Annotated in this window: 14 protein-coding genes; 6 read left to right on the top strand and 8 right to left on the bottom strand. The window is 68.0% G+C overall.

Going from position 1 to position 14,831, the window contains the following annotated elements:
- Positions 1 to 278: 278 nt before the first annotated feature.
- Positions 279 to 1,184: an SDR family NAD(P)-dependent oxidoreductase gene (locus tag B2742_RS09575; RefSeq protein ID WP_292065510.1), complete on the top strand. Its 906-nt coding sequence runs from the start codon at positions 279 to 281 to the stop codon at positions 1,182 to 1,184.
- A 33-nt stretch (positions 1,185 to 1,217) separates the two neighbouring features.
- A complete protein-coding gene (locus B2742_RS09570) occupies positions 1,218 to 2,420 on the top strand; it encodes an acetyl-CoA C-acyltransferase (RefSeq protein WP_292065508.1) in 1,203 nt (400 codons plus the stop codon).
- Between the two features lie 78 nt (positions 2,421 to 2,498).
- Here the strand turns inward: B2742_RS09570 and B2742_RS09565 are convergent, their stop codons facing one another.
- On the bottom strand, positions 2,499 to 3,224 hold the full coding sequence (locus B2742_RS09565; RefSeq protein WP_292065506.1) for a helix-turn-helix transcriptional regulator: 726 nt from the start codon (positions 3,222 to 3,224) through the stop codon (positions 2,499 to 2,501).
- A 148-nt stretch (positions 3,225 to 3,372) separates the two neighbouring features.
- On the opposite strand from B2742_RS09565, the gene B2742_RS09560 reads away from it, so the two are divergent.
- Entirely contained in the window at positions 3,373 to 3,987 is a 615-nt protein-coding gene (locus B2742_RS09560) for a glutathione S-transferase family protein (protein WP_292065504.1), read from the top strand.
- On the opposite strand, the gene B2742_RS09555 is transcribed toward B2742_RS09560, so the two are convergent.
- From B2742_RS09555 to otsB, 3 genes are read right to left on the bottom strand one after another with little or no spacing between them, the layout of a single operon-like run.
- Complete coding sequence (locus tag B2742_RS09555) at positions 3,975 to 5,411, bottom strand: alpha,alpha-trehalose-phosphate synthase (UDP-forming) (protein WP_292065502.1); 1,437 nt, start codon at positions 5,409 to 5,411, stop codon at positions 3,975 to 3,977. The two genes, B2742_RS09560 and B2742_RS09555, sit on opposite strands and share 13 nt — an antisense overlap.
- Positions 5,412 to 5,466: 55 nt before the next feature.
- Positions 5,467 to 7,251, bottom strand: coding sequence for a glycoside hydrolase family 15 protein (locus B2742_RS09550; protein ID WP_292065499.1), 1,785 nt, complete (start codon positions 7,249 to 7,251; stop codon positions 5,467 to 5,469).
- A complete protein-coding gene (gene otsB, locus B2742_RS09545) occupies positions 7,248 to 8,036 on the bottom strand; it encodes a trehalose-phosphatase (RefSeq protein ID WP_292065497.1) in 789 nt (262 codons plus the stop codon). Before otsB ends, B2742_RS09550 begins: the two co-directional genes overlap by 4 nt.
- A 123-nt stretch (positions 8,037 to 8,159) precedes the next feature.
- On the opposite strand from otsB, the gene B2742_RS09540 reads away from it, so the two are divergent.
- Positions 8,160 to 9,155, top strand: a complete 996-nt coding sequence (locus B2742_RS09540) for a KpsF/GutQ family sugar-phosphate isomerase (RefSeq protein ID WP_292065494.1) — start codon at positions 8,160 to 8,162, stop codon at positions 9,153 to 9,155.
- A 6-nt stretch (positions 9,156 to 9,161) separates the two neighbouring features.
- Here B2742_RS09540 and B2742_RS09535 read toward each other — a convergent pair whose 3' ends face one another.
- Entirely contained in the window at positions 9,162 to 9,776 is a 615-nt protein-coding gene (locus tag B2742_RS09535; protein ID WP_292065491.1) for a CAP domain-containing protein, read from the bottom strand.
- Between the two features lie 62 nt (positions 9,777 to 9,838).
- Entirely contained in the window at positions 9,839 to 10,390 is a 552-nt protein-coding gene (locus B2742_RS09530; RefSeq protein ID WP_292065489.1) for a hemerythrin domain-containing protein, read from the bottom strand.
- Positions 10,391 to 10,660: 270 nt separating this feature from the next.
- On the opposite strand from B2742_RS09530, the gene B2742_RS09525 reads away from it, so the two are divergent.
- Together B2742_RS09525 and B2742_RS09520 are read left to right on the top strand one after the other, a co-directional pair.
- Positions 10,661 to 11,866, top strand: coding sequence for an acetyl-CoA C-acetyltransferase (locus B2742_RS09525; RefSeq protein WP_292065488.1), 1,206 nt, complete (start codon positions 10,661 to 10,663; stop codon positions 11,864 to 11,866).
- 11 nt (positions 11,867 to 11,877) lie between these two features.
- On the top strand, positions 11,878 to 14,055 hold the full coding sequence (locus B2742_RS09520; protein ID WP_292065486.1) for a 3-hydroxyacyl-CoA dehydrogenase NAD-binding domain-containing protein: 2,178 nt from the start codon (positions 11,878 to 11,880) through the stop codon (positions 14,053 to 14,055).
- 16 nt (positions 14,056 to 14,071) lie between these two features.
- Here the strand turns inward: B2742_RS09520 and B2742_RS09515 are convergent, their stop codons facing one another.
- Both B2742_RS09515 and B2742_RS09510 read right to left on the bottom strand, forming a co-directional pair.
- Entirely contained in the window at positions 14,072 to 14,503 is a 432-nt protein-coding gene (locus tag B2742_RS09515) for a DUF488 family protein (protein WP_292065484.1), read from the bottom strand.
- 9 nt (positions 14,504 to 14,512) lie between these two features.
- Positions 14,513 to 14,830 carry a hypothetical protein gene (locus tag B2742_RS09510; protein WP_292065483.1) on the bottom strand — a complete coding sequence of 106 codons (318 nt, stop codon included), beginning with the start codon at positions 14,828 to 14,830 and terminating at the stop codon, positions 14,513 to 14,515.
- Between the last annotated feature and the right edge of the window lies 1 nt (position 14,831).

Raw genomic sequence — 14,831 nt, 5'->3', positions numbered from 1 at the left:
ACCAGCCGTTCGGCTCGGCGTTGGCGACTCCGGCTGCGAACAGCCCAGCCATCGCGACGCCGGCGAGAAGTTTCACCTTCATCATATCCCTCATATTCAGTAGTTGCCCGAAGTCCCCGTCTATACGGGGTGCTCGCAAGGCCGAACGGGAATGTACGGGCGCGGTTCCTCATTTTGGCTACGAATGCGGCGACTGTGGCGCCATTTCAACACATTGAGCGGGGTTCCTCCCAGGCGAACCGCTGCTAGGAAGCGTGGGCGACAGGAGGAGCAATCGGATGGCGATGAGGTTTGACGGGCGCGTGGCGATCGTAACGGGGGCCGGCGGCGGACTGGGGCGCGAACACGCCCTTGCCCTGGCCAAACGCGGCGCCCGGGTGGTCGTCAACGATCTGGGCGGGGCCCGCGACGGCTCCGGCGGATCGGCGACCGCCGCCGAGGCCGTGGTGGCCGAAATCGTCGCCGCGGGCGGCGAGGCGATGGCCAATGCGGCCTCGGTCACCGATTTCGCCGCCGTACAGGCCATGGTCGCAGGGGCGATGGCGAAATGGGGTCGGGTCGACATCCTGGTGAACAACGCCGGCGTCCTCCGCGACAAGACCTTCGCCAAGATGGACCTGGACGACTTCCGCTTCGTCATGGACGTCCACCTGATGGGCGCTGTCCACTGCACCAAGGCGGTGTGGGACATCATGCGGGAGCAGAATTACGGCCGGATCGTCATGACCACCTCCTCGTCGGGCCTGTACGGGAATTTCGGCCAGGCCAACTACGGCGCGGCCAAGATGGCCCTGGTAGGCCTGATGCAGACCCTGTCGATCGAGGGCGCCAAGAACGACATCCGGGTCAACTGCCTGGCCCCGACGGCCCATACGCGGATGACCGAGGACCTAGGCGCCCGCCTGCCGCTCGAGCTGCTGGGCCCCGATACCGTCTCGCCCGGCCTGTTGCATCTGGTCAGCGAGGACGCGCCCAGCCGTTGCATCCTGACGGCCGGCGCCGGCGGTTTCGAGCGCGCCTATGTGACCCTGACCCAGGGCATCCGCGCCGTTGGCGACGATGCGCCGGAACAGGTCGCCGCCCGTTTCGCCGAGATTTCGGACCGGACGAGCGAGATCGTGCCGGAAATGGGCGCCGCCCAGGGGATGGTCGAGTTGTCCAAGGCGCAAGCGGTGCATAAGTAGGTTCTGAAACAAAACGCTCTCGGGAAAAGCACCATGCGCGAAGCCGTCATCGTCTCCACCGCCCGCACCCCCATCGGCCGCGCCTATCGCGGCGCCTTCAACGACACCCAGGCCCAGCAGCTGGGCGGTCACGCCATCCGTCACGCCGTCGCCCGCTCCGGCGTCGATCCGGCCGAGATCGAGGACGTGGTGATAGGCGCGGCCCTGCAGCAGGGCTCGACCGGCACCAATGTGGCGCGTCAGGCGGCCCTCGCCGCCGGCCTGCCGGTGACCACGGCAGGGATGAGCCTGGACCGGCAGTGCGCCTCGGGCCTGATGGGCATCGCCACGGCTGCCAAGCAGGTGATCGTCGATGGCCAGAAGGTCGCCGTCGGCGGCGGTCTGGAGTCGATCTCCCTGGTGCAGAACCAGAACATGAACCTGTATCGCGGCAAGGACGAAGCTCTGCTGAAGCAGGTTCCGCACATGTATATGTCGATGCTGGAGACCGCCGAGATCGTCGCCGCCCGCTACGGCATTTCGCGCGACGCCCAGGATGAATACGCCCTGCAGTCCCAGCAGCGAACGGCCGCGGCCCAGGCGGCCGGCCGTTTCGACGCCGAGATCGTGCCCATGACCACCACCGTGCTGGTGATGGACAAGGCCACCGGCCAGACCTCGTCGCAGGAGGTGACCCTGTCGAAGGACGAGGGCAACCGCGCAGACACCACGCTGGAGGGTCTGAAATCGCTGAAGACTGTCTTCGGTTCGGGCGAGACGGTCACCGAGGGCCGGTTCATCACTGCCGGCAATGCGTCGCAGCTGTCGGACGGCGCCTCGGCCTGCGTCATCATGGAGGCGGGCCAGGCGGTGCATCGCGGTCTTCAGCCACTGGGCGCCTATCGCGGCATGGCGGTGGCCGGCTGCGAACCTGATGAGATGGGCATCGGCCCCATCTATGCTGTGCCGAAGCTGCTGAAGACGCACGGCCTGACCATCGACGACATCGGCATCTGGGAGCTGAACGAGGCCTTCGCGGTGCAGGTTCTCTACTGCCGCGACAAGCTGGGCATTCCGAACGAGCTGCTCAATGTGGACGGCGGCGCCATCTCGATCGGCCACCCCTACGGCATGTCGGGCGCGCGAATGACCGGCCACGTCCTGATCGAGGGCAAGCGGCGCGGCGCAAAATACGGCGTCGTCACCATGTGCATCGGCGGCGGCATGGGCGCCGCGGGTCTGTTTGAGATTTACTGAGCCGGTCAGCGGCGCCCATTACCAACGATGGCTGAAACCGCTACGCGGTTTCAGCGGCGCCGCGGGCCTGTTCGAAATCTACTGAGGCGGCGGGCAGCCGGCCGCCTCCCAGGCGGCGCGTTCGGCCTCGATCCTGGCGAACCACCGGCCACGCAGCACGGCGGGACGACCCGGATAGCGTTCGTCGAGAAAATCGGCCTCGACCACGCGGTCGGCGCGGAAGGTGCGGAAGTCCTCGCGGGTCTCACACCAGCCGACCAGCAGTCGTTTGGTTTCGCGGTAGCCGACCAGGCAGGGCCAGATGACGCGCTCGGTCTCGTTTCCCTGCTCGTCGGCATAGTGCAGCCGCAGCTTGCGGCCGGCGTGGATCCAGGCGCGCACCTTCGACATGTCGAGCGTCTCGATCTCGTTCGGCTTCCAGACCGGCGCGCTGGCCACGGCGGGCTCGAGAACCACCGGGCGCAGCCTCTCCGGCACCGTCGCGGCGATCTTGGCGATCAGGTCACGGGCGGCGCGGGCCAGGGCCGGATCGCCGCGCCCGGCCACCCATTGCGCGCCCAACACCGCCGCCTCGATCTCGTCGGACGTCAGCATGAGGGGCGGCATGTCGAAGCCGCCGTCCAAGACATAGCCGATCCCGGCCTCGCCCCGGATCGGCACGCGCTGACCCGTCAAGGTGGCGATGTCGCGATAGATGGAGCGTTTCGAGGTCTCCAGTTCAAGCGCCATGGCGTCGGCCGTCACCGGTTTCGAGGACCGGCGCAGCACCTGGATGATCTGGAACAGGCGGTCGGCGCGTCTCATCCATCCACCCTGGCTGGCGACTGCTGACAGCATGCTGTCAGCAGGGTGGCGGTAGTCAATACCGGTCGGCGGCGAGGGGCTGTCGACGCGCTCAAACAGCGAGGCGTCGCGCGCCGAGCGCTAGCGCACACGGTAAGGAGAGACCGCCATGCTCACCCTGTTCCACGCACCCCAGTCGCGTTCGGGCCGTATCGTCTGGCTGCTGGAGGAGATCGGCGCCGACTACGATATTCGCTACGTCGACATCTTCCGGTCGATGACGCTGACGGGCGCGCGCGATCCCGCCAATCTTCACCCCGACGGCAAGGTTCCGGCCCTGCTTCACGACGATGCGCTGGTGACCGAGTCGGCCGCGATCGCTCTCTACCTCACGGACATACACCCTGAAGCGGACCTGGGCGCGTCGGTCGGTTCGGCGGATCGGGCGGCCTATGTGACCTGGCTGGCCTGGACCGCCGGCGAGATGGAGCCGGCCTTCTGGGGCAAGATCAGCGGCGCGGCCGAGACGGACCCCGACGCCCGGGCGCGCTATGACGCCGCCATCGCGCGCCTGCTGACCGCCCTGGCGACGGGGCAATATCTGATGGGCGACCGGTTCACGGCGGTGGACGTGATGATTGCTTCAGCGCTCGCCTGGGGTCGCGAGTTCGTCCCGGAGAGCGCCCTGATCGACGCGTATCTGGAGCGGGCTCTGAACCGGCCGGCCAACACCCGGGCCGCGGCGAAGGACGGCACGCCGCCGGGCGCGGTTCAGGCGGCCTGATCGGAGGCGGCGGCGACCGATCCATCGCCGCCGTCCGCCGGGCATTCGATGGCGCGAAGGGTCGAAACGAAGTCATCGCGCCAGATGCCCACGTCCGTGTCGCGCACCACCTGCATCAGGCAGGCCCATTTCCGCTTCCGCTCCTCGAGCGGCATGGTCAGCGCCCGCTGGATGGCGTCCGACAGCTCCTCGCGGCTGAACGGATTGACCAGCAGGGCTTCGCCCATCTGTTCGGCGGCGCCCGCGAACCGGGACAGGACCAGCACGCCCGGATCGTCCGGATTCTGGGCCGCGACATACTCCTTCGCCACCAGGTTCATGCCGTCGCGCAGCGGCGTGACCAGCCCGACCCGCGCGGCGCGGTAGATGCCGGCCAGCTGATCGCGGCGATAGGTGCGGTTCAGGTAGCGGATCGGCTGCCAGTCCATCTCGGCATAGGCGCCGTTGATCCGGCCCGCCAGGGCGTCGAGCCGGCCGCGGATGTCCTGATAGGAATCGACCTCATCACGCGAGATGGGCGTGACCTGAAGCAGCAGGACTTCGGAGCGCATCTCCGGATGGGTCTCAAGGAACTGCTCATAGCCGAGCAGGCGCTCCTCCAGCCCCTTGGAATAGTCCAGCCGGTCGACACCCACCATCAGGGTCCGGAAGGCCGCCGAGGCCGCCATCCGGTCATAGGTGCGGTTGCCGAGAGGCGAGTTCCGCGCCGCGATGAATCCCTCGACGTCGATGCCGATCGGAAAGACGCCGGTCTGCACGGTCTTGCCGAAGGCCTCGAGGGCGTCATGGGGCAACAGTTTGCCGTTCACGCTGGGTTCGGCGGCCACATAGTCGCGGAACAGATCCAGCCATTCCCGGGTGTGGAAGCCGATCAGATCATAGTCGAACATCGCCTCCACCAGCCGACGGTGATGCGGCAGGGTCACCAGCAGCTGGCGCACCGGCCACGGCGTATGCAGGAAGAAGCCGATCCGGTTGCGAACGCCCAGCCGCCGCAGGTCCCGGGCCATCGGGATCATGTGGTAGTCGTGGATCCAGATGATGTCGTCGGGCTGGATCAGCGGCGCGAGGACCTCGGCGAAGCGGGCGTTGGTGCGTTCATATCCCTCGCCATAGGACCGCTCATAGGCGGTCAGGTCGACGCGGTGATGGAACAGCGGCCAGAGGGTCTTGTTGGCGTAGCCGTTGTAATATTCATCGACGTCCTGGGCCTCCAGATCGACGAGCGCGACGGTGACGCCGGCGCGATCCTCGATCTTGGCCTCGGGCCTGAAATGTTCGACGGTTTCGCCGGACCAGCCGAACCACAGGCCGTCGTACTTCCGCAAGGCGGCCGACAGCGCCATGGCCAGACCGCCCGCCGAGCCGGCGGCGGGGTCCTTGGGCGCGGACACGCGGTTGGAAACGACGATCAGGCGGCTCATGGCGCACCAACGCATTCGACCGGCGCCGGGCGCCAACGCGATGTCGTGAGCGCCCTCATCGGGCATCCGTCCAGGAGCGGCTGAGCAGGACGGCGCAGTTGATGATGCCGACCAGGGAATAGGTCTGCGGATAGTTACCCCACAGCTCCTTGTCGCTCAGCGACAGATCTTCGGACAGCAGGCCGGCGTGGGTGCGGCGGCTCAGCATCTCCTCGAAGATCTCGCGCGCCTCTTCCTTCCGGCCGTTCAGGTACAGGGCCTCGATGAACCAGAAGGTGCAGAAGTTGAACGCCGTCTCGGGCTCGCCGAAATCGTCGGGCTCGACATAGCGGAACAGATAGGGGCCCTTCTTCAGGTCGCGCTCGATCGCCTCGAAGGTCCTGACCTGACGCGGGTCCATGGGATCGAGGAAGCCGAGGTCGGTCAGCTGCAGCAGGGAGGCATCCAGTTCGCGGTTGCCGAAACTGGCGGCGAACCGGCCTTCGTCCTCGACGAAGGCCTCCCGCTCGATCCGCGCGTGGATGATCGCCGCCCGGTCCTTCCAGAACGCGGCGCGATCGCCCAGGCCGATGTGGTCGGCCGCCTTGGCCAGCCGGTCGCAGGCGGCCCAGCACATCACGGAGGAATAGGTGTGCACCCGGGCGATGGTGCGGAACTCCCAAAGACCGGCGTCGACCTGGTCGTGCATGGCGAAGGCGCGGTCGCCGACCTTCTCGAGGGCGTGGAAGTCGTCGATCGTGCCGGGGCGCAGAAGCCGCTGGTCATAAAAGGCCTGCACCAGCGGCAGCACGATCTGGCCGTAGACATCGTGTTGCAGATGCTCGCGTGCCTGGTTGCCGATGCGCACCGGCTTCATGCCGCGATAGCCCGCCACCGTCTCGGTGATCCGCTCGTCGATGTCCTCCTCCAGACCAACCCCATAGACCGGCTGGACGTGGCCGCCGGCGGAGGCGTCGACGAGGTTGCGCAGATAGCCGAGGTAGTTTTCGAGCAGGTCGACGGCACCGAGGCGGTTCAGCGCCCGCACCACATAGTATGCGTCGCGGATCCAGCAGTAGCGATAGTCCCAGTTGCGCCCGCTCTCGGGGAACTCGGGCACGGAGGTTGTCATGGCCGCGACGATCGCGCCCGTTTCCTCATAGGCGCAGAGCTTCAACGTGATCGCCGCGCGGATCACCGCCTCCTGCCAGTCGAGCGGCAGATAGAGGGTGCGGACCCAGTCCTGCCAGTAGGCCACGGTCCGGCCCAGCACCGCCGCCACGCCGGGACCGACGTCCTGGTCGTAGCCCTCGTCCGGGCCGAAGAAGAAGGCGAGGGGCCGTTCGAGACGGAACGTCCGCTCCTTCAGGATATGCGACACGGGACAGTCGGTGGTTAGGCGGAAGGTCACGTCCGTGCAGAGATAGCGGATGTGGTTCGAGCCATTGGTCGTCTCCGCCCGGCGCGCGCCCCAGTCGGCGGAGGGTCGCAGGCGCACGCGGATGCGCGGCGCTCCGCTCAGCGGCCGCAGGATGCGGCCGAAGGCCAGCGGCCGGTAGGTGCGGCTGTGCTTCGGATGGCGCGGGGCGAAGTCGATGATCTCGACCGCGGCGCCGTCCCCGGCGGTCAGGACGGTGCGCAGGACCGGGGTGTTGCGGATATAGGCCTGTTCGACCGTGGTCTGGCCTTCCAGCTCAATGTCCCAGAAGCCGTGCTCGGGGTCGGAGCCGTCCATCAGGGCCGAGAACACCGGGTCGCCATCAACCCGCGGCGCGCAGGCCCAGACATAGCGGCCGTCGCGGTCGATCAGGGCGCTGATCGAACAGTTGCCGATGGGGGCGAGGTCCAGGTTCGGGGTCATGGGCGGGCCTCAACGGCATCCAGCCATGACAGGACGGCGGCCACATCGGGCAAGGCGAAGCGCGCAGCCGTCGGACGCGCCGGACCGACCAGCACCCCAAAGCCGCCGAGGTCGGCGGCGGCCCGGAATCCGTCTTCATCGGTCAGGTCGTCGCCCAGCATGACGGGGATGGCGCCGGCGAACGGCGGCTCCTTCATGAAGGCCTTGAGCGCCGTGCCCTTGTCGGTGCCCGGCGTCTTCAGCTCGACCACCAGATTGCCGGCCTGCAGCGCCAGGCCGGTCTCGGCGGCCAGGGTATGGGCGAGGGCCTTAGCGGCGGCGGCCTCCGTCGGGGCGCCGCGGAAATGCAGGCCCGCCGACACGGCCTTGTCCTCGACGATCATGCCGGGTCGGTCGCTCGCAAACGCCTCGAAGGCGGCCACCGCGTCGCGGACGCCGGCCGCGGCGGGAGCATGATCCAGCGACCCGTCCGCGCGCCGGCGCTCCAGTCCGTGAACGCCCGAGGCGGAGGCGGCGGCGCTTTCGGCGATGCGGTCGATCTCGGCGATCGTCCGGCCGCTCAGGATGGCGACCCGACCGTCCAGCCGCTCAGCCAGCCGACGCAACACCGCTGTGCGCCGCGCATCGGGCACGACAGCATCGGGCGTGGCGGCCAGCGGCGCGAGCACGCCGTCCATGTCGAGGAACAGGGCGGGCCGCTCCAGACGGGCGGGCGGCGGCGGCAAATGCGAGAGCGCCCCGGCCGGCGCGGGCGCGCCGCCGGTGTTCAGGTTTGAGGTCCGCATGCCTGTTCCAACGCATCCGTGCGGCAAAGGTTGACCACGGCCCTGATTTTTCTCGCATTGCAGCATTCGGCCGGGGCGAGCCGACGGATTGTGAAACCGCGCGGGATGGGCCAATTCCGCAGCATGACCGACGCTGCCGCCCCTGCCCTTTCCGCCGATCCCGCCGCCATGACGGCCCGGGCGCGAGAGGTGATCCAGCTGAACATCGCCGCGCTTCAGGCGCTCGAATCCGGACTCGACGACAGCATCGCCCGCGCCTGCGACGTCATCCTGTCCCGCCCCGGCTATCTGGTCGTCACCGGCATGGGCAAGTCGGGCCATATCGGCGGGAAGATCGCCGCCACCCTCGCCTCCACCGGGACCAACGCCTTCTTCGTCCACCCGGCCGAGATGAGCCATGGCGACCTCGGCATGCTGCGCAAGGACGTGACCCTGCTGGCCATCTCTAACTCCGGCGAGAGCCGCGAACTGCGCGATCCCCTGATCTACTGCCAGCGCGAGGGTATTCCGGTGATCGGCCTGACCCAGCGGCCCGGGAGCTTCCTCGGCCGCTCATCCGCCGTCTGCCTGACCATGCCGCAGGTCGCCGAGGCCTGCCCCAACGGCCTGGCGCCCACCACTTCCACCCTGATGACGCTGGCGCTGGGCGACGCCCTGGCCATGGTGCTAATGGACCGCCGCGGCTTCACCGCCGAGGCCTTCGGCCTGCATCATCCGGGCGGCAAGCTGGGCATGAGCCTGCAGAGCGTGCGCGACTGGATGGGCGACCGGCCGCCGGCCCCGGCGACTGTGCCCCTGACCGCGACCTTCGCTGAAGTGGTCTCGGCAATTACCGAAGGCCGCAAGGGCGCGGTCGCAGTGCTCGACAATGACGGACGACTGGCCGGGATCGTCACCGACGGCGACGTCCGCCGGGCCTTCTCGCGCGACCTGAACGGCCTGACCGCCGCCGACGTCATGAGCCCTTCGCCCAAGGTCATCCCGCCGGATGCGCGCATGAGCGACGCCGTCGATCTGATGACCCAGAACCGGATCGCCACCCTGTTGGTGGTCGAGGACGGGCGGCCCATCGCCATCGTCCACATCGCCGAACTGATGCAGGCCGGCTACGTCGGCTAGGATTGGTCAGAACGCCCGGCGCCCATCGACATTACCGGGCGGCGAATAGCGGCAAGCCAGCACCGACCGGTCGCCGCGCGTGGCAATGGCGCAGCCGACATGGGTCGTGCCGCGCCAGACCAGCTGGGTGTAGTGGCCGACGGCGGTCCAATCGCCGGTCCGGCTGACATTCGGAAAGACACCGCGGACGTAGTCCCGTTTCTCGGCCGTCCACTCCCCGACCATTTCCTCAGGCGTCCAGGTGCGGCCTCCCCAGCCGGTCCACAGGTTCTCGCCGTGTCCGTGACCGCTGAGATCATGCTCGAACCGCCCACTGACCAGCAGTTGCCGCGCCCACGCATCGGCCTCAGCCGCCAAGCCGTCGTCCCAGGTGAGGGCCGGGGTCCCGACCCGCGCGCGCTCCACGTTGTGCGCGGCGAGCAGCCGGGCCTCGACGGCGCTGGAGGGCCGTGAATCCTGCGCCAGTGGAATCGGTACGATCGGCAGGGCCTGACGCGGCGCGGGCTCCGCGATCGGCGCGCCGTACTGGAGCGGACCGGCCGGCATCGGAAAGTCGGTCGCGCAGGCCGAACTGGCGACGGTCAGACCGGCCAGGGCGGCGAGCAACAGGGAACGGCGCATGCGACCTCCTTCGTCAGGCGCGATCATAGCGCGTTGAAGGCTGCGCCGTTCCCAGGTTCCGGTCAGCGCGCGTCAGCGTCCAGCGGCGTGTCGATCAGCGCCTTTTCGGTGTCGTCGCCCTCCAGCGTCAGCGTTTCCGCCGGTTTGCCGGCCTGGAACTCCTCCATGGCGGTCACCTTGCGGGCGCGCATGGCGTCAGCCAGGGCGTCCATGTCGAGGCCGGCGGCGCGGGCCTGGCTGAACATGCCCTCGGACCGCTTCTCCTCCTCCTCGACGTGATGCTCGATCACCTCGGACAGGACCTTGACCTTGGCGTCGTAGAAATCGTCTTCCGCGCTGGCCGCCTCGATCTCGTTGATCAGCAGCTTGGCCGTGTCGTGCTCGACATAGCCCTCGTCGAGCAGGTCGCCTTCGATCTGGCCGCGGCAGGCCGGATAGAAGATTTCCTCTTCCAGCACCGTGTGGACCTTGAGTTCGAGACAGGCCTGTTCGGCCAGCGCCTGCTTCTTCGCCTTCGATGTCGCCTTCTCGAAGGCCGCGAAAATGTCTTCCACCTTACGATGATCGGCCTTCAGCAGGGCGATCGCATCCATCTCTTCGTAGCTCTGGGCCATGGCCGTCTCCTCCAGACACCCGGGCGTGTCCGGCGGAGTTAAGACGTGGAGCGGCGGCGCGTTCCCTCCCCCAAGGCAGCTGAGAGTCGTTATCGGAACTCACGGCTTTGCGGGTTCGCCGCTTGAGACAGCAAGGCCGACCCCGACGAAATACTTGACGTTGACGTAAACGTAGGGTTTGTGACGGGCAAGTTTCGATTCCGCACTCGCCCTCAAGCCGCGAGCCACCGCGTGGCGAGCGTAGGGCGCTCAAATGTGAGACGCACACCCATGGCCGAAGCCTATATCTATGACGCGGTCCGCACCCCGCGCGGCAAGGGCAAGAAGGACGGATCCCTTCACGAGATCACGGGCCTCAGCCTCGCCACCCAGGTGCTGGAAGCCCTGCGCGACCGCAACGACCTCGACACCTCGAAGGTCGACGACGTCATCCTCGGCTGCGTCACCCCGGTGGGCGAGCTGGGCGCGGACATCGCCCGCACCGCAGTCCTCTCGGCCGGCTGGGCCCAAACCGTGGCCGGCGTGCAGATCAACCGCTTCTGCGCCTCCGGCCTCGAGGCGGTGAACATGGCCGCGGCCAAGGTGAAGTCCGGCGAGGCCGACTTCGCCGTCGGCGGCGGCATCGAGGCCATGAGCCGGGTGCCGATGGGCTCGGACGGCGGCGCCTGGCCGGTCGATCCGTCCAGCGCCTTCCCGACCTATTTCGTGCCCCAGGGCGTCTCGGCCGACATGATCGCCACCAAATACGGCTTCAGCCGCGACGACGTCGACGCCTACTCGATGGAAAGCCACAAGCGCGCCGCCGCCGCCTGGGCCGACGGCCGGTTCTCGAAATCGGTCATTCCGGTGAAGAACCAGCTCGGCCTGGTCCAGCTGGACCGCGATGAAACCATCCGCCCCAACACCGACATGCAGTCGCTGGGCGGCCTCAACCCGTCCTTCGCCATGATGGGCGAAATGGCCTTCGATGCTGTGATCAACCAGCGCTACCCCGAGGTCGAACGCGTCAATCACGTCCACACGCCCGGTAACTCCTCGGGCATCGTCGACGGCTCGGCCGGGGTGCTGATCGGCACGCTGGAAGCCGGCCAGGCCCTGGGCCTCAAGCCCCGCGCCCGCATCGTCGGCGCCGCCTCGATCGGCTCCGAGCCCTCGATCATGCTGACCGGCCCCGAGTTCGTGACCAAGAAGCTGCTCGCCAAGCTGGGCATGACCACCGCCGACATCGACGTCTGGGAGCTGAACGAGGCCTTCGCCGCCGTGGTCCTGCGCTACATGCAGGCCCTCGACATCCCGCACGACAAGATGAACGTCAACGGCGGCGGCATCTCCATGGGCCACCCGCTCGGCGCCACCGGCGCCATGATCACCGGCATCGCCCTGGACGAGCTGGAACGCTCGAACAAATCGACCGCCCTGATCACCCTGTGCATCGGCGGCGGCATGGGCACCGCCACCGTCATCGAACGCGTCTGAGGATTTTGACCATGGAAAACTTCAAGATCGACGTCGACGCCGACGGCATCGCCCTGATCACCTTCGACGTCCCCGGGCGGTCGATGAACACCCTGACCTCGGGCGTGATGGCCGAGATTCCGCAGGTGGTCGAACGCATCAAGAGCGACGACGCCATCAAGGGCGCGGTCCTGACCTCGGGCAAGGCCTCGGGCTTCTGCGCCGGCGCCGACCTCGGCGACATGGCCGGCGGCATGCTGGCCGGCGGTTCGCTGCAGGACGCCTATGATGCGGGCTGGAAGCTGAACGGGGCCCTGCGCGCGCTGGAGACCTGCGGCAAGCCGGTGGCCGCGGCGATCAATGGCCTCGCCCTCGGCGGCGGTCTCGAACTGACCCTGGCCTGCCACTACCGGGTCGTCGCCGACGACAACAAGATTCAGCTTGGCCTGCCCGAGATCAAGGTCGGCCTCTTCCCCGGCGGGGGCGGCACCCAGCGACTGACGCGCCTGATCGGCGTTCAGGCGGCGATGACGGCGATGAGCGCCGGCTCGTCCTGGCGCCCGAACGACGCCAAGGGCGCGGGCGTGGTCCACGAGGTCGTGGCCAAGGGTTCGGAAGTCGAGGCCGCCAGGGCGTGGATCAAGGGCGGCGGCAAGGCTGTTCAGCCGTGGGACGACAAGGGCTTCAAACAGCCCGGCGGCGGCCCCTACCACCCGGCCGGCATCCAGAATTTCCTCGTCGGCAACGCCATGCTGCGCAAGCAGTCCTACGGCAACTATCCGGCCGTGCTGAACCTGATGAAGGCCGTCTATGAAGGCATCCAGGTGCCGATGGACGCGGCCCTGCGTATCGAGACCCGCTACTTCATCAAGACCCTGATGACGCCGCAGGCCCAGGCCATGATCCGCAGCCTGTTCCTGTCCAAGCAGGAGCTGGACAAGGGCGCCGTCCGCCCCGCGGGCGTGCCGAAATCCGATCCGAAGAAGGTCACCGTTATCGGCGCCGGCATGATGGGCGCGGGCATCGCCTATGTGCAGGCCCTGGCCGGCATCGAAACCATTCTGATCGACCGCACCCAGGAGGACGCCGACAAGGGCAAGAGCCACGTCGCCGACCTGCTGAAGAAGCGCCTCTCGCGCGGCCAGATCACGCAGGAGAAGTTTGACGCCCTGCTCGGCTCCGTCACCGCCACCACCGACTACGACCTGATCAAGGGCTCCGACCTGGTCATCGAGGCGGTGTTCGAGAACCGCGAGATCAAGGCCGATGTGACCAAGCGCGCCGAGGCCCAGCTGGCCCCGGGCGCCGTGTTCGGCTCCAACACCTCGACCCTGCCGATCACCGGCCTGGCCGAGGCCAGCATCCGGCCCGAGGACTTCATCGGCATCCACTTCTTCTCGCCCGTCGACAAGATGATGCTGGTCGAGATCATCCTCGGCGAGAAGACCGGCGAGGCCGCGATCGCGAAGTCGCTCGACTACGTCATGAAGATCAAGAAGACCCCGATCGTCGTCAACGACGGCCGCGGCTTCTACACCTCGCGCTGCTTCGGCACCTATGTGGCCGAGGGTCTGGCCATGCTGGAGGAGGGCTACGCCCCCGCCCTGATCGACAACATCGGCCGCATGACCGGCATGCCGCGCGGCCCGCTGGAGATGCACGACGACGTGGCGCTCGACCTGTCGGTCAAGATCGCCAAACAGACCCAGGAAGACCTCGGCGACGCCTATGAGCCGCTGCCGGGCTGGAAGATCGTCAAGACCATGGTCGAGGACCTCGGCCGCTACGGCCGCAAGAACGGCAAGGGCTTCTACGACTACGAAACCAAGCCGAAAAAGCTCTGGTCCGGCCTGTCCGACCTGGCCCCGGTCAAGATCGACGATTCGACCCCCGAACTGGTCGAGGACCAGAAGCGCCGCCTGCTCTACCGCCAGGCGGTCGAGGTGGCCCGCTGTTGGGAAGAGGGCGTCATCGACGATCCGCGCGAGGCCGATGTCGGCGCCATCCTGGCCTGGGGCTTCGCGCCCTGGACCGGCGGCCCGATCACCTTGATCGACCAGACCGGGCTGAAGGAATTCGTGGCCCAGGCCGACGACTACGCCGCCCGCTACGGCGACCGCTTCAAGGTCCCGCAGCTGCTGCGCGACATGGCGGGGAAGGGCGAGACCTTCTACGGAAACTTCGCCGGCAAGCAGAAGGCCGCGGCCTGAGGCCGACAGGGACGGGTCAGAGGTTCACCACCTCGAACCCGTCCTCGGCCGCCAGCCGTTCGGCGAGGGCCGCGCGGTGGCAACCGGCATGGTCAGCCTCGAAGCACAACAGGGCCGTCTTCTTGTCCGCCGCCAGCGTCCGCAGTAGCTGGAACGCGGCCTCGGACGTCGGCTCGGCCATATGGCCGGCGAAAATCTCGCGCATCTCGCCGATCCGCCCCTTGCGCGCCGCGTCCCGGCCGGCCTTGGGCGTGCCCAGCGGACGCGGGTGGACATAGTCGATGCCGGCCTCGTTCAGGCTGGTCCCCAGGATGGTCTTGGAGAAGCCGGCCCGGCGCGACGCCGCCACCGCCCGCACATCGGCGACCACCTCGACCCCGGCCGCCTTCAGCCGGTCGATCACCGCGGCCTGGGGCTCGCCTTCATAGCCGATGGTGAACAGCTTCATCCCGTCTCCTCAGGGCAGGGCGCCGCCCTCGATCGCCGCGTCCACGCAGGACTGGAGCTCGACCCGATATCCGTCGGGGTCGGCCGCCTTGCGTCCGGGCATGGAAGCGTCGAGGGCCCGGCGTTGTTCCTCGGTGAGGGCCTCCGGCGTCCCCGCCTCCGGCAGCCGCGCCGTCCACCAGCTACGGATGAACCAGCTGGGCCCCGCCACCCTCCCCGTCTCGCGCTGGGCCTCCGCGATCATGGCGTTCATGTGCGCCAGGCAGAGTTCGGCGCGCGGCGGCGGCGTGTCGGGCAGGACGAGGGCGAGCAGCAGGCTGGCGATCACA

The organism is Brevundimonas sp. UBA7664, from assembly GCF_002483305.1.
Lineage (GTDB): Bacteria > Pseudomonadota > Alphaproteobacteria > Caulobacterales > Caulobacteraceae > Brevundimonas.
Note: the sequence above shows the minus strand (reverse complement) of the source record. Positions and strands in the feature narration are given on the sequence as shown.

Excerpts from the sequence above, each read along its gene's own strand:
- B2742_RS09575 (WP_292065510.1), top strand. The coding sequence starts at position 279 with ATGGCGATGAGGTTTGACGGGCGCGTGGCGATCGTAACGGGGGCCGGC.
- B2742_RS09570 (WP_292065508.1), top strand. The coding sequence starts at position 1,218 with ATGCGCGAAGCCGTCATCGTCTCCACCGCCCGCACCCCCATCGGCCGC.
- B2742_RS09565 (WP_292065506.1), bottom strand. The coding sequence starts at position 3,224 with ATGAGACGCGCCGACCGCCTGTTCCAGATCATCCAGGTGCTGCGCCGG.
- B2742_RS09560 (WP_292065504.1), top strand. The coding sequence starts at position 3,373 with ATGCTCACCCTGTTCCACGCACCCCAGTCGCGTTCGGGCCGTATCGTC.
- B2742_RS09555 (WP_292065502.1), bottom strand. The coding sequence starts at position 5,411 with ATGAGCCGCCTGATCGTCGTTTCCAACCGCGTGTCCGCGCCCAAGGAC.
- B2742_RS09550 (WP_292065499.1), bottom strand. The coding sequence starts at position 7,251 with ATGACCCCGAACCTGGACCTCGCCCCCATCGGCAACTGTTCGATCAGC.
- otsB (WP_292065497.1), bottom strand. The coding sequence starts at position 8,036 with ATGCGGACCTCAAACCTGAACACCGGCGGCGCGCCCGCGCCGGCCGGG.
- B2742_RS09540 (WP_292065494.1), top strand. The coding sequence starts at position 8,160 with ATGACCGACGCTGCCGCCCCTGCCCTTTCCGCCGATCCCGCCGCCATG.
- B2742_RS09535 (WP_292065491.1), bottom strand. The coding sequence starts at position 9,776 with ATGCGCCGTTCCCTGTTGCTCGCCGCCCTGGCCGGTCTGACCGTCGCC.
- B2742_RS09530 (WP_292065489.1), bottom strand. The coding sequence starts at position 10,390 with ATGGCCCAGAGCTACGAAGAGATGGATGCGATCGCCCTGCTGAAGGCC.
- B2742_RS09525 (WP_292065488.1), top strand. The coding sequence starts at position 10,661 with ATGGCCGAAGCCTATATCTATGACGCGGTCCGCACCCCGCGCGGCAAG.
- B2742_RS09520 (WP_292065486.1), top strand. The coding sequence starts at position 11,878 with ATGGAAAACTTCAAGATCGACGTCGACGCCGACGGCATCGCCCTGATC.
- B2742_RS09515 (WP_292065484.1), bottom strand. The coding sequence starts at position 14,503 with ATGAAGCTGTTCACCATCGGCTATGAAGGCGAGCCCCAGGCCGCGGTG.